The 13539-nt window shown below is 69.8% G+C and carries 11 protein-coding genes; 6 read left to right on the plus strand and 5 right to left on the minus strand.

The annotated features are described in order from the left end of the window. Positions 1–244: 244 nt before the first annotated feature. Together IO40_RS0110210 and IO40_RS0110215 are read right to left on the minus strand one after the other, a co-directional pair. Positions 245–472 (minus strand): DUF397 domain-containing protein, encoded by a 228-nt coding sequence (locus IO40_RS0110210; RefSeq protein WP_016469923.1) that lies wholly within the window; start codon positions 470–472, stop codon positions 245–247. Then, complete coding sequence (locus IO40_RS0110215; protein ID WP_031175292.1) at positions 469–1341, minus strand: helix-turn-helix domain-containing protein; 873 nt, start codon at positions 1339–1341, stop codon at positions 469–471. Before IO40_RS0110215 ends, IO40_RS0110210 begins: the two co-directional genes overlap by 4 nt. A 186-nt stretch (positions 1342–1527) precedes the next feature. Between IO40_RS0110215 and IO40_RS33400 the strand changes: the two genes are divergently transcribed. The 4 genes from IO40_RS33400 (at position 1528) to IO40_RS0110230 (ending at position 4967) form a co-directional block, all read left to right on the plus strand. Further along, complete coding sequence (locus IO40_RS33400) at positions 1528–2169, plus strand: ATP-binding protein (RefSeq protein ID WP_031175293.1); 642 nt, start codon at positions 1528–1530, stop codon at positions 2167–2169. Positions 2170–2350: 181 nt separating this feature from the next. Beyond that, on the plus strand, positions 2351–2764 hold the full coding sequence (locus IO40_RS37565; RefSeq protein WP_135567544.1) for a hypothetical protein: 414 nt from the start codon (positions 2351–2353) through the stop codon (positions 2762–2764). After that, positions 2764–4119, plus strand: coding sequence for a hypothetical protein (locus tag IO40_RS35700; protein ID WP_078659703.1), 1356 nt, complete (start codon positions 2764–2766; stop codon positions 4117–4119). The genes IO40_RS37565 and IO40_RS35700 overlap by 1 nt, the downstream gene beginning before the upstream one ends. Positions 4120–4250: 131 nt before the next feature. Further along, positions 4251–4967 carry a hypothetical protein gene (locus tag IO40_RS0110230; RefSeq protein WP_031175294.1) on the plus strand — a complete coding sequence of 239 codons (717 nt, stop codon included), beginning with the start codon at positions 4251–4253 and terminating at the stop codon, positions 4965–4967. A gap of 56 nt (positions 4968–5023) precedes the next feature. Here the strand turns inward: IO40_RS0110230 and IO40_RS0110235 are convergent, their stop codons facing one another. Genes IO40_RS0110235 through IO40_RS0110245 form a run of 3 tightly spaced genes read right to left on the minus strand, consistent with a single transcriptional unit; the run spans position 5024 to position 8433 of the window. After that, positions 5024–5779, minus strand: coding sequence for an AIM24 family protein (locus IO40_RS0110235; protein WP_016469929.1), 756 nt, complete (start codon positions 5777–5779; stop codon positions 5024–5026). 19 nt (positions 5780–5798) lie between these two features. Further along, a complete protein-coding gene (locus IO40_RS0110240; protein WP_016469930.1) occupies positions 5799–6485 on the minus strand; it encodes an AIM24 family protein in 687 nt (228 codons plus the stop codon). A gap of 13 nt (positions 6486–6498) precedes the next feature. Further along, complete coding sequence (locus IO40_RS0110245; protein WP_031175295.1) at positions 6499–8433, minus strand: TerD family protein; 1935 nt, start codon at positions 8431–8433, stop codon at positions 6499–6501. Positions 8434–8802: 369 nt separating this feature from the next. Here IO40_RS0110245 and IO40_RS0110250 point away from each other — a divergent pair, with 369 nt between their 5' ends. Together IO40_RS0110250 and IO40_RS0110255 are read left to right on the plus strand one after the other, a co-directional pair. Then, positions 8803–10938: a phosphocholine-specific phospholipase C gene (locus IO40_RS0110250; RefSeq protein WP_031175296.1), complete on the plus strand. Its 2136-nt coding sequence runs from the start codon at positions 8803–8805 to the stop codon at positions 10936–10938. 259 nt (positions 10939–11197) lie between these two features. Further along, a complete protein-coding gene (locus tag IO40_RS0110255) occupies positions 11198–13426 on the plus strand; it encodes an MMPL family transporter (protein WP_031175297.1) in 2229 nt (742 codons plus the stop codon). Positions 13427–13539 lie beyond the last annotated feature (113 nt).

Below are 13539 nucleotides of genomic sequence, written 5' to 3' on the forward strand. Positions count from 1 at the left end.
AGGGCGAGAGTCGGTCGGTGACAGGGCGTCCGCGAACACTCTTCGAAGTCCGAGACGTCCTCCGGCTTGCGGGGGAAGTGCCTCCGACCCGGCATGGCCAGCACTATGCCGCGTCTCCGGCGTTTGGTCAGGATGGGGAATGCGCCGAACTGACGAACTCGCGGCTCGCCGCACGAACAGACGTGGAATGTCTCGCCGACCGCAGCACGGCCCGTCTGCGGCGACCAGCCGCTCAGGGGGCTGTTTACGCGGCCTGTTCCCCCTTGCAGTGGGCAAGGAACTGGACCCACGCCTCGCGGGGGAAGACGAGAGTGAGCCGGCTGGCGTCCCCGCGCTGTTTGGTGTCCCGCACCGGGACCGTGGCGTCGAGGTTGGTGGCGACTTCGACGCAGTCGCCATGGGCTCCGCTGTAGCTGCTGGTACGCCAGGCCGGTCTCTGCGCCTGATTCTGGCTGGGGCAACGACTTCTCATTGTTTGGCCTTCGCTGCTATGCGCTTGATCATCGCCACCGAATCCGCTGGAGGGAGGGCATTGGTGCGAGCATCGTCGAAGAGCGCTCGGTAGCTCACCACTTCCGCCTCCCGTTCGACCCATGTGTTGCGGGTCGCTGTCTCCGACAGCACCAGGTCGAGTGCCGTCGGCTGCGGGAAGCCGAGCAGCACGTAAGGACCGAGCATACTCGCGTGCGCACCGCGGGAGAACGGGAGCACTTGGAGGGTGATGTTCGGCCGGTCGGCGAGGTCGACGAGGGCCGCGAGCTGCTCGGCCATCACGGCGGGGCCGCCGACCTGCTGGTGCAGAACGCCTTCGGCCAGGACTGCCCAGAAATGCATGGGGTCCTCGCCCGTGAGCCGGCGCTGCCGGGCCATGCGGACCTGCACGACCTGATCGATCTCCTCGGGCGTCTTCCAGCTTCGTGACGTGACGGCGATGGCACGCGCGTATTCGGCGGTCTGCAGCAGACCCGGAACGACCTGCACCTGGAAGGTGCGGATCTGGGAACAGATGGCTTCCATCTCGATCTGGTCCCGGTAGGCGTCGCTCAGCACGGAGCTGTACTCGTGCCACCAGCCATCACGGCGTCGGCGGTTGGCGCGGCGCGCCAGCGCCGTGAGCCGTTCCCGGGTCCGGGTGTCCGAGATGCCGTAGGCGGTGACGAGGGCGTTCAGGTCCGGCAGCCGGACCGGCACGTGCCCGTTCTCCATGCGGCTGATCTTGCCCTTGGTGCAGTCGAGCACTGCGGCGGCATCAGCTGTGGAGAGACCGGCGGCTTCGCGGAACCGCCGCAGTTCGTCCCCGAGTTGGCGGCCGAGCACGGTGGATGGCTTCACAGGTGGCATGTCCCAGTGGGTATCAGAGCGTGGACCAGGGGCTCCAGCGGTTCCCTGAAAGAGTGAATCGTGCGGCCGATTCGGCATTCAACGTTGCACCATTCATCGCGCGCCCTCCAGGCTGCTGCGCAGCAGCCGAACTCCGGCCGCGCAGCGGGGATTCAGTTGAAGCCGACCTCTTGAACCGGAGCCGCAATGGCCGACAAGCACGACGACGAGACGTATGACGTGAGCTTCCACATCCCCCGCACGCGGCGGAGCGTGCCCCGCGCGCGGGGGATGGTCCGCGCCGTGCTCACGGCCTGGGGCGTGAGCACCGGCACGGCGGCCGACACCGAACTGATCCTGTCGGAGCTGGTCACCAACGCCCTGAAGGCCCGCGCGCCGCGCGACCGCCGGATCGCCGTTCGTATCGCGCGGCAGGACGACGGCGGCGTACGCGTCGAGGTGAGCGACACCAACGCTGCCGAGCCGCAGCGGCGGCACCCCGCTCCGGGGGAGGACGAGGGCGGCTACGGCCTGCTCCTCGTCGACGCGCTGGCGCACCGGTGGGGTACGGAGCGCCGCGCGTGCGGCATCAGCAAGACGGTGTGGGCCCAGGTGCGGGGCGGTACCCCGGCCGAGCCGGCGGAGGTGAGCGCCGCCGCGCTGACCGTACGGCCAGGTCAGCGCGTCCACGCGCACGGCGCGTGGCGCACCGTACGGGCGGTCCGCAGCGAACCGTTCCTGACCGGGGGCCTCGCCCTGGTGCTCTCCCTGGACGAGGGCCCCGCCCTCCGCGTCTCGGCGGCGGAGACCCTCCAGGTACGGAGCGGCCCTGGGACGTGGGCGCCGTGAACGCCCGACAGGGTGGCCGGGTCGGCCACCGTCGCAGGCCGGAAGGTCGAATGCACATCCAGATTCTTGCCGGGCGGCTGCAAGTCCCCTTGCCGGCACGACGGGGAGGTCTTTGCGACGCCTTGCAACCGGGCGTTCGCTCACTGTTAGGCTTGAGGGTGGACTTGATGTTGGGGGCTGGATGTCGTTCGAAGAAGAGTGGGCGCAGCTTCGCGCTGAGGCAGACCGCCGCCGACGTGACTCACTCCAATTGGCCAGTTCCGACACCCCCGGGCCGGGACCTACGGGCGCACCAAATCTGTACCTGGATGACGACCCGGTGCGGACCAAGGCGAAGCGCGTCCACGACAACAAGGGCGAGAACAAAGCCAAGCTCGATGACGCTGAGACACCTGGTCGTACACATAAGGGGTGGGATGCTGGGGCGGCCAGTAATGAATGTGTTGCGGCGTGGCAGAAGCGTCTCAGGGAATTCAGTGATGTCATCGACGACGCGGCCGACGCTCTGACCAAAGCAATGGACAAGCAAATCAGTGAGGACTATTCAGTGTACTCGCGGATGAGAAAGGCCGCCGACTGGATGGAGCACAGCTGATGCCGGTGTCTGTGTCCGACCTGAGGGAGGCGAAACCGCAGCAGTGGCGGGATGCGGCGGATGATATTGCCAGGGCTGCCAAAAAATGCGGACAGATGGCCAGTTTCGCAGGCGACGAAGTCGCAAAAACATTGGGGCAGTGCTGGAAGGGGGACACCGGGGAGTCCGCCCGTAGAAGATTCGTGAAGCATGCTGAGGATTTTTCAGCGGCGAAGGAAGTACTGCAATCCCTGGTGAAAGTGTACGATACTCTGGCCGACGAGATAGAAGGGGCGCAGTCATCGCTCGAAAGTGTTCTTGACTATGCCCGTAAACATGATCTGAAGATACAAGAGAGCGGCCGGGTGCAGCTCGATCACCCGGTTGCGTCGAAGCCGGGCAGCGATTCCCACATGGAACCGGTAGATCACGCCCAGATGCTTGTCGACGAGGCGCTGAACAGAGCCAACAAGGCCGACGTCGAGGCAGCGCGTGACTTGCGGACCATAGCGGGGCTGACGAACGTATCGGATGTCGCACTGATTCGCCAAGCGTTGGAGGATGATTCTCCGCTTGCTCTTGCGCTCAGGCTCAATCAGGGGCGAGGGGACATTCACCCGATCAATGTGTCGCAGTCGCAATTGCGTGCCGTTGAAAATGCTGCTCGCGAGACAGGGATCAGTAAGAAATTGCTTCTTTCCATCCTGTGGCAGGAGCAGCAATGGTACCAGAATATTGACCCGGGATTGAATGGGCCGGCTTCCTGGGTGGGGAGATTCACCAATCAGATTTTCCAGGAAACCATAAAGCCGGACAAATCGCTGGGGATCACCCACATTAAGCCAGACACTGCCCGGCAGGTCCTCCGAGCCCATCCGGAACAGTTTACGCATAATGGGGCCCCGTTGAGCAGGATGGATGACAGCCAGCTCAGCAAGTACATCGAGGAGCATCCCAACGACGCCATCAGAATGAGCGCCTATCACCTTCGTGATCTACGTGCCAACGGTTACGGAGGAGGTACGGACAAAGCACTCTTCACTCTCTATGCAGCGGATACTCCTGATGTACGGGAGAAGAACGAGGCATACGGTGATGAATCCGATATGAGAGGTGGAGACATCAAGGCTCGGGGGCGGAACTGGGATAGGATCTCGCCGTACATTGATGATGCCATGGCCTGGGAGCGGTTGACCGAAAAGGAAAGAGCTGCCGCCGTCAGGCAACTGGAAGCCCAGACGCCGGCCGGGCACCACATCTCTTTGGACCCGATCTACGCTGCGGGAGGGCCGACCACCGGCACGGGCACGGGCGCGCCGAAACCCGGTACTCCGGCACCGAGCCCCGGCCCCTCTCCTACACCTCCGGCCCACTGACACGGAGACGCATGCATACGAGGACGTCGAGGCCGTACTCAAGGCTGACTGTCACGCTGGCTGCGGTTTCACTACTGATGACAAGTGCTTGCGGACTGGGCGGGGATGACTCCCCGCCGCCGTTGAAGCGGATGCCTCGGTCCGTCCCGGAGAAGCCGCTCTATCGCGACGCTTCTGCGGTCGTCGACAAACTGACCGATGCGGGGCTGCCTTGCAAAGTGGTCCGCAAGGCCCCTGAGGTCGAGGGCCGGCTGCCTGCTCTCACCTGCCGCGCCACTGTCGACGGGGAGACGTTCGAGAGCGAGATCGCGGTGTCACCTCCGCGCGACTTCAATCGGGACGAGATCGGCGACACGATTGCCGCACGTCGTGAGTCGACACCGCACCGGGCGGTCGTGGCGGCCGGTAACTGGTTCGTCGACGTGGCCGACCCCCAGTTCGCTCCTCGCTTCGCCCAGGCACTGGGAGGAGTGGTGCTGAAACCGGCTGCGAGTACCGAAGTCCCGGAGTACCGGCTTCCTCGCATTCCTCACAAGCCTCGCTACGCCAGTCCGCAGGACGTGGCTGACCGTTTGGGCCGGATCGCGGGTTGCCGCGACCGGGAAACGACTCCGACCGGCGGTATCGCCTGCAACACGGGCAATCCCCGGGACTCCAACTGCGCCGTTGTGTCGGTGTATTCCTCAGAGGCCAAGCGCGACGAAGAGTTGCGTAGAACGATTCGGTACAAGAATGTGCCTGTACGGATCGTGACGGCCGGGAACTGGTCGGTGAATCTTTGCGACTTCGGGCTTGCCGACGAGGTGGCGAAGTCGATGGGCGGCGTCGTGGTCTCGTACGGCGGATGATGCGGCGACGGCGGCTGTCCACGCGGGACTCGCGAGGACAGCCGCCACCTGGTCGGCTACCGGTTGGTGAAGATGTTGCCCTGGTTCTGGCCGCGGGCCCCCTGCGCGCCCATGCCGTACTGGGCGAGCAGCCCGTTCGCGCCCTCCGCGCCCTGCGGCGGCAGCAGTTCGCTGGGCTGGACGAGGGCGTAGCCCTGGCCCAGGAAGGACAGCTCCCAGCCCTCGCCGGTGGTGCCGCGGCGGCGCCAGACGCCCTGGGAGGAGGTCTGGGCCTGCATCTGGACGCGCAGCCCGCTGGACCAGGCGACGACGGCGTCCGCGTCGGCGTTGACGTAGGTGTCCGGGGTGACGTTCAGCAGCAGGGGCTCGCCCGAGGTCATCAGGGCGACCTTGCCCTGCCCGGTGATGTTGAGGTTGTACGCACCGGTGCCCGAGATGCCGAACTGGCTGTCCACGGAGATGATCTCGTGGTGCAGGGTCGAGTCCATGGCCAGGACGTACGCGGCGTCCACGGTCAGCCCGTCCCGGTCGACGTCCACCACGTGGACGTACTGCGCCACGTTGGCGAGGAAGACCGTGCCCTGGCCGGAGCAGCGCATCAGCGGGAGGTGTTCCTGGGCGGGGCCGCGGCGCTGGCCCTGTGACTGGTACTCGGCGTCGAACTCGATCAGCCCCTGGTAGGCGACCATGGAGCCCTGCCGGGCCAGTACGTCGTCGTGGCCGGTCAGCTGGACCCGCAGGAGCTGCGGGTTCTGCACGGCGTAGCGGTCCTGGGTCTGGACCTCGGCGTATCCGAAGAGTGAACTCTGCACGGCTGTTCTCCTTCCCCCGTCAGCCCCGGATCCGGATGCGGTCCGTGCTGTCCTCGCTCGGCTGGACGACCACGAAGCCCTGGCCGGAGAAGGCGATCTGGTACGCCTCGCCGCTGCCCCGGCCGATCAGTGCGCCCGCCTTCATGCTGCGCTTGCCCTTCATCTTCAGGCCGCTGGACCAGGCCACGAGCGCGTCGGGGTCCACGTAGGTTTCGTCCTCGCCGCGTCCGCAGTCCACCACGACGGGGGTGCCGCGCGTGGTGAGGGCGACCCATCCGGTGCCGCGTACGCCGACGTTGAACAGCCCCTGCCCGGCGAACTTGGCGAGGCCCTTGACGCGCTCGACGCCCCACTGGAGGTGCGCGTCGAAGGCGAGGAGATTGGTGCCGTTGACCGACAGCGACTCCTCGTTGAGGTTGACGCACACCACGTCGGCGCCGTAGTCGGCGAGGTAGAGGAGTCCGTCGCCGCGGCAGAGCATCAGCGGGTTCTGCTCGCCGGTCAGCCACTGGGAGGCCATCTGGCGGACGGCGGGCGGGTTGGCCTCGTACTGGACGAAGCCCTCGTAGGCCACCATCGAGCCCGGGCGGGCGAACAGGTCGTGGCCGGACTGCATGGCGACCTTCACCATATGGGCGCCGTGGTTCTGCATCCTTGCGGTGACGGGCGCTGACGCGAAACCCGCGAGTGCTGCTGGCTGGTTCATGACGGGCTCCCCCTCAGACCTCGTACGGCTGGACGACGATGAAGTTGCCGGGCGCGCCCCGGAACTGGAGGTTCACGCTCTCCCCGCTGTGCCCCGGGTAGGCGTTGCGGCGCAGCCGCACCTGGCTGGAGATGATGACCTGGGCCGCTGCCGACCAGGCGACGACGGCCTGTGCGTCGGCGAACGTCGTGGGCGTGACGGGCAGGACGACGGGCGCGCCCTGCGTCTTGACCACGACCGTGCCGGTGCCGCTGAACTGCATGGTGAACAGCGCGCCGCCGGGAATGCCGTGGCCCTCGATCCGCCGTACCTCGTGCTGCAGCGACTCGTCGAAGGCGAGCACGTTGTCGGCCGAGACGCACAGCGCGTCGCCCTGGAGCTCGACGGGGTGCACATGGGCCGCGTTCTCGGCGAAGAAGACCTGCCCGCGGCCGGTGCAGCGCATCAGTTGCATCTCCTGGCCGGTGGCGTTGCCGACCACGCGGCCGGTGAACCCGGCGCCCTTGTAGGAGAAGTCGACCTTGCCCTGGTAGAGCACCATGCTGCCCTGTTTGGCGAGCACGGGCTGTCCGTCGACGCCGATGTCGGCGCGGATCAGCGAGGGGTTCTGGAGCGTCCAGCGCTGCCCGGTGGGCACCTCGTGGAACTTCTGGAGGACCGCCCCGACGCCGGCGGCCGGGCCCTGCGGGATCTGTGGTGCCTGCGGGGCCTGTCCGGCGCCGAACCCGCCGGGCTGCGGTGCGAACGGGTTGCCCAGCTGCTGGCCCCCGGGCGGGGTGGGCGGGCCGGGCTGCTGGGGCGGCTGGGGTGCCTGCGGTGCCTGGGGGTGTTGGGGAGCTGGGGGCGCCTGCGGGGCCTGGTGCTGCTGCGGGGGCTGAGGCATGCCCGGAGCCCCGAACTGCTGTCCGGGCGGCGGGCCCGGCTGGTGCGGCGGGCCCGGCTGGTGCGGCGGCTGGACGGTTGCGGGGCCCGCCATCGTGGGCGCCCCGTGCATGTCCGGGGCGGGCGGCTGGGGGGCGTACGGTGCCTGCGGTTGCTGTGGCGCGTGCGGTTGCTGTGGCGCCTGCGCCTGGTGCGGCGCCTGCTGGTGCAGTGGAGGCTGCTGGTGTTCCGGGGGCTGGTGAGCCGCTGGTGCCTGCTGGTCGTAGTGGGGCGCCTGCGGCTGCGGTGCCTGCCCGTACTGCGGCGGGACCTGATGCGCCGGCGGCTCCTGCCCGTACGGCTGCGCCTGCGCCGGCTGCGGCGCCGGAGAGGGCTGGGGCGCCGGAGAGGGCTGCGCCTGCTGGGGTGCCTGCGGCTGCTGCGGCGTGGGGCCGGGGCCGGCCGGCGGTGCGAACCCGGGCGCCGGCTGCGGCGCCGCCGGAGCGCCACCGGGCGGGGCGAACCCGGGTGCCGTCGCGGCGGCACCCTCCTGTTCCTCGGCGATCTCACCGCCGAAGTTCTTCAGCAGCGCGTCCAGTCCGCCGTCGAAGCCCTGCCCGATCGCGGCGAACCGCCACACGTCGTCCTTGCGGTAGATGTCGCCCAGCATCACGGCGCGCTCGGTGCTGAACTCCGAGCCGTCGAAGGCGTAGCGGGCGACCTCCTCGCCGCCGGCCACGAGCCGGATCCAGCCGGGGCCGATCTGCGACATCTGCCCCGCGCCGTCCACCGTCGCCGTGAAGGAGAGCCGCTGCACGTGCTGCGGGATGCGCTCCAGCGTCACCCGGAACGACTCGGTGTCCCCGGCCTGCGGGCCCAGGAGCTGGAGGGACTCCTCGGGGGACTTGGGCTGGTTGAAGAAGATGAAGTAGCGGTCGTCGGAGAGCCGCTCCTGTGCGTCCAGCCCGAAACAGCTGATGTCGAAGGAGAGTCCGGCTCCGGCGATCTGCACTCCGACGTACAGATCCGTGCCCGCTGTCAGATCACTGATCCTGGCCTTGTGGCCGCGCTGGAATTCCCTGGGCATACGTAACGACCGTCCCCCATCCCGTGTGGTACGTGCGGTGGGGCCACGCGGAATCGGTCCGGCCCGCCCGCCTGGCCCGGCTGCCCGCCTGGCCCGTCCGGGGCCTGGCCCGGGTCCGGGCGCCGGACAGTTCCCACAGGCTAGCGGGTGCGTCCGGCCCGGGTGGCAGGGCGTACGGTCACGTGACCGTCCCACGACAGCACCGGTACCGTCCCCGCCCCGGTGCGGGTTCGGCGGGGCGGGAGCGCGCAGGCGGGGCGGCGGGTAAGGAAATGTCCATCCCGCGACCTTTCGCGCGTCACTTCGGTTGGCTACGGTCCCAGTCGCGTTCGGCAATGGCATGTACACGAACCATTGGAGGCGGCAGGGATGACCGAAGGAACCACGGGCCGGGGGATATCGCGCAGGCGGGCACTGGGCATGACGGCGGCGGCAGCCGGCCTGGGGGTGACCGGCTCGCTGCTGCCGCCCTCGCTGCGGCAGGCCATCGCCGCCGACGCCGCCGGGGCCGGACGCGGCAAGGGGCGCGGCGGACTCGACGACATCCGGCACGTGGTGATCCTCATGCAGGAGAACCGTTCGTTCGACCACTACTTCGGCACGCTGCGCGGCGTGCGGGGCTACGGCGACCGCAACGCGATCACCCTGCCCGGCGGCAAGAGCGTCTTCGAACAGCCGGGCCTCCTCGGTGCCGGTACCGTCCTGCCGTTCTCCGTCCGGGAGGCGGCCGAGGCGCAGCAGCAGGAGGCGCAGTACATCGGCGACCTCGACCACGGCTGGGCCGGCGGCGCCAAGGCGTGGCACGGCGGCTGGATGGACAACTGGGTCACCGCGAAGACCGCCGCCACCATGGCGCACTACGACCGCGCCGACATCCCCCTCCAGTTCGAACTGGCCGAGACGTTCACGATCTGCGACGCCTACCACTCGTCCATCCACTCCTCCACCAGCCCCAACCGCAACCACCTGGTCAGCGGCTGGACCGGCTACGAGCCCGGCAGCGGCAGACGCGCGGTGGGCAACGACGCGTACGCGGAGGACACCCACCGCGGCTACGCCTGGACGACGTACCCCGAACGGCTGCAGAAGGCGGGCCACTCCTGGCAGGTCTACCAGGAGTGGGACAACTTCACCGACAACAACCTGGAGTTCTACGCCTCCTTCAAGGCGGTGGCCCGCAAGGCGCTGGCCGAGGTGGCGGGCGTCACGAACATGACCGCCTTCTACGGCAGGATGGCCGAGGCCGACGCGGCGGGCCGCGAGCGGCTGCTGGCCGCCCTGGACAAGGGGCTGGCCGCACTCGGCGAGAACGAGCGCAGCCTCTTCGACCGTGCCCTCTTCCGCGGGGAACCCGGCAGCACCGCCGAGGCGTTCGCCGCCGACGTGGACGCCGGACGGCTGCCCGAGGTCAGCTATCTGGTGCCGTCCGCCGCCGACTCCGAGCACCCGGGCAGCTCGTCCCCGATCCAGTCGGCGACCTTCGTCTACAAGGTGCTCGACGCGCTGGGCCGCAACCCCGAGGTGTGGCGGCACACCGTGCTGCTGCTGATGTTCGACGAGAACGACGGCTACTTCGACCACGTGCCGCCGCCGGTGCCGCCCGCCGACGTGACGGACGAGTACTGGCAGGGCAACCCGACGGGGCTGGGCATGCGGGTGCCGATGACGGTCATCTCGCCGTGGACCGTGGGCGGTTACGTCTGCTCCCAGGTCTTCGACCACACCTCGGTCATCCGTTTCCTGGAGCGCTGGACCGGGGTGCGCGAGCCGAACATCTCCGCCTGGCGGCGCACCGTCGCCGGCGACCTGACCAGCGCGTTCGACTTCTCCCGGCACCGCCGTCAGCCGCGTACCGACAAGCCCGGGGCCATCCCGCCCTTCACCGCGCGCTGGCGGCCCCGTCCGCCGGCCGAGCAGGAGCAGCCCCGCCAGGAGCCCGGCCGGCGCAGGGCCCGCCCCCTGCCGTACCAGCCGGACGCCGACGCGGTGTACGACAGCGGAGCCGCGCGGGTCACGCTCCGGATGCGCAACAGTGGCCGGGCCAGTGCGCACCTGGCGCTCTACCCGTACGCGGGGGAGTACGCCACGCCCCGCCACCACGACGTACAGGGGGAGCGGGAGGAGCGGGTGCCGGTCAAGGACGGCGCCTACCGGTTCACGGTGACCGGACCGAACGGTTTCCGCCGCGAGTTCGCCGGCAGCGCCGAGGGGGCGGCGGCCCGCGCCGAGGTCACCAGCCGGATCGAGGGGCACTCCCGTCAGCTGCGGCTGCGGCTGGCCAACCAGGGCGACAGCACCCTCACCTTCCGTCTGGAGCCGCTCGCCTACAGCGACGCCGAACCGCGCACCGTACGGCTGGCGCCGGGCACCCGGCGGACGGTCGTCCACCGCACCGGCGCGGCGCACGGCTGGCACGACCTGGCCGTGCGGGTCGCCGAGGACGAGACCTTCCAGCGGCGCCTGATGGGGCACATCGAGAACGGTGAGGAGTCGGTGACCGGCTGAGACGCTCCGCGAAAGTTCCCCAGCGGCCCGGTATGTGGGTATCACCACAAAGGCCGCAAAGGATCTTTTCGGGGTGGCACTCTGCTGGAAACGGAACCCGCCGTACCGGCCGGGTGTCTTTCCCGGCCGCCGGGACCCCGCCCGCGCGCCGTGCCCGCAGCCCGGGCCGGCGCCATCGCGCACACCCGCGGCGGTCCGGCCGCGGGCGCGGCCGGCTTGTTCCGTCCCTGCCCGTGCGACCCGATAGCAGGCGACGCCCGTGACCGCTCTTGCCCGCTGGTGCCTGAGGCGCCGCCTCCTCGTCCTGCTGCTGTGGCTGGCCACGCTCGCCGGGGCGGTCACCGCCTCGGCGCTGGCCGGCAGCGTCTACTCGGACGACTACGGCGCCCCCGGCACCGAATCGGGCAGGGCCGCCCAACTCCTCACCAAGGCCTTCCCCGACCGCGGCGGCGACAGCGACACCCTCGTATGGCACACCGACGAGGGCGACGTACGCGCCGCCCCCGTCCGGGACCGGATGACCGACACCCTGCGCGAGGTTGCCCGGCAGCCCGCCGTCGCCTCCGTCGCGTCCCCCTACGACACGGGCGGCGACGGGCAGATCAGCAAGGACGGCACCACCGCCTACGCCCGCATCACCTTCCACGAGACCGCCGACGACGCCGACGACGACGCCGCCGAGCAGCCCCGTCAGGTGATGGAGACCGCCAGGAAGGCCGCCGGCGACGGACTCCAGGTCGAGGCGGGTGGGGACAGCGCCGGCACCACCGAACCGCCCAAGGGGAAGACCGCCGAAGCCATCGGACTGGCCGCCGCGGCCGTCGTGCTCTTCCTCGCCTTCGGCTCCCTGGCCGCCACCGCCCTGCCCCTGATCACCGCCGTCGTCGCGGTCGGCACCGCGGCGGCCGGGATCGGACTGCTCAGCCATGTGATGACGGTCGCCGGCTTCGCCCCCATGCTGGGCATGCTCGTCGGCCTGGGCGTCGGCATCGACTACGCCCTGTTCATCGTCACCCGGCACCGCAGAGGACTGCGCGCCGGACTGCCCGTGCGGGAGGCCGCCACGCGCGCCGTGACCGTCTCCGGGCGCGCCGTCGTCTTCGCCGGGGCCACCGTCTGCATCGCCCTGCTGGGCATGTTCGTGCTGCGGCTGAGCTTCCTCAACGGCGTCGCGCTCGCCGCCGGGCTCACCGTCGTGCTGAGCGTGGCCGCCTCCGTCACCCTCCTGCCCGCCCTGCTCGGCATGATCGGCATGCGGGCCCTCTCCCGCCGCGAGCGGCGCCGGCTGACCGAGCACGGGCCCCGCCCCGACCGGCCCACCGGCTGGGCCATGCGCTGGTCCGCGCTGGTCGAACGCCACCCCAAGGCGCTCGGCCTGTGCGCCGCGCTGCTGATGGCCGTCCTCGCCCTGCCCACCCTCAGCCTCCACCTGGGCACCTCCGACCAGGGCAACGACCCGGCCACCAGCACCAGCCGCAAGGCCTACGACCTGCTCGCCGACGGTTTCGGGCCCGGCACCAACGGCCCGCTCACGCTGGTCGGCGAACTCGGCGGCACCGGTGACCGGCTCGCCTTCGACCACCTGCCCGACGCGCTCCGCGCCACCCCGGGCGTCGCCCAGGTCAGCGGCCCCGAGTTCGACGGCAGCGGCGACACCGGTGTCATCACCGTGGTGCCCGACACCTCACCCCAGTCCAAGGCCACCTCCGACCTGGTCGACCGGCTGCGCGGCGAGGTGCTGCCCGAGGCCGAGGACGGCTCCACCATGCGGGTCCTGGTCGGCGGCCCCACCGCCGGCTACGACGACTTCGCCGACATCATCGTCGGCAAGCTGCCGCTGTTCGGCGGCGTGGTGACCGGACTGGGCTGTCTGCTGCTGCTCCTCGCCTTCCGCAGCATCGGCATCCCCCTCAAGGCCGCAGCCATGAACCTCGCGGCGGTCGCCGCCTCCTTCGGCGTCGTCGTCGCCGTCTTCCAATGGGGCTGGGGCAGCGAACTGCTCGGCCTGGGCAGCGCCGGCCCGATCGAACCCTTCCTGCCCGTCATCATGATCTCGGTGCTGTTCGGGCTCTCCATGGACTACCAGGTCTTCCTCATCAGCCGCATGTACGAGGAATGGCGACTGACCGGGGACAACCGGCGCGCGGTGCGGGTCGGCCTCTCGGAGACCAGCCGGGTGATCAACTCGGCGGCCGTCATCATGATCTCCGTCTTCGGCGCCTTCGTCCTCAGCGGGGACCGCATCATCGCCATGTTCGGCATCGCACTGTCCGCCGCCGTCGCCCTGGACGCCTTCGTCCTGCGCACCCTGCTGGTCCCCGCCCTGATGCATCTGCTCGGCGGCGCCAACTGGTGGCTGCCCCGATGGCTGGACCGCCGGCTGCCGCGCATCAGCATCGAACCGGCCGACTGCGCACCCGGCGGCGCCTCCCTCCCCGGTCCGTCCGCCCCGCGCGAAGCGCGGGACCTCGCCCGCCCCCGCACCTAGCACCGCCCCGCCTAGGGCACCCCCTTACGTACGGCCCCGGCACGCCTAGGGCGGCCGGGCCGGTGCGCTAAGTCGGCCGTGCCGGCAGGACACGGCAGTTGCCCGATGTGCCG

This window comes from Streptomyces albus subsp. albus (assembly GCF_000725885.1).
GTDB classification, from domain to species: domain Bacteria; phylum Actinomycetota; class Actinomycetes; order Streptomycetales; family Streptomycetaceae; genus Streptomyces; species Streptomyces albus.

Excerpts from the sequence above, each read along its gene's own strand:
- IO40_RS0110210 (WP_016469923.1), bottom strand. The coding sequence starts at position 472 with ATGAGAAGTCGTTGCCCCAGCCAGAATCAGGCGCAGAGACCGGCCTGG.
- IO40_RS0110215 (WP_031175292.1), bottom strand. The coding sequence starts at position 1,341 with ATGCCACCTGTGAAGCCATCCACCGTGCTCGGCCGCCAACTCGGGGAC.
- IO40_RS33400 (WP_031175293.1), top strand. The coding sequence starts at position 1,528 with ATGGCCGACAAGCACGACGACGAGACGTATGACGTGAGCTTCCACATC.
- IO40_RS37565 (WP_135567544.1), top strand. The coding sequence starts at position 2,351 with ATGTCGTTCGAAGAAGAGTGGGCGCAGCTTCGCGCTGAGGCAGACCGC.
- IO40_RS35700 (WP_078659703.1), top strand. The coding sequence starts at position 2,764 with ATGCCGGTGTCTGTGTCCGACCTGAGGGAGGCGAAACCGCAGCAGTGG.
- IO40_RS0110230 (WP_031175294.1), top strand. The coding sequence starts at position 4,251 with ATGCCTCGGTCCGTCCCGGAGAAGCCGCTCTATCGCGACGCTTCTGCG.
- IO40_RS0110240 (WP_016469930.1), bottom strand. The coding sequence starts at position 6,485 with ATGAACCAGCCAGCAGCACTCGCGGGTTTCGCGTCAGCGCCCGTCACC.
- IO40_RS0110245 (WP_031175295.1), bottom strand. The coding sequence starts at position 8,433 with ATGCCCAGGGAATTCCAGCGCGGCCACAAGGCCAGGATCAGTGATCTG.
- IO40_RS0110250 (WP_031175296.1), top strand. The coding sequence starts at position 8,803 with ATGACCGAAGGAACCACGGGCCGGGGGATATCGCGCAGGCGGGCACTG.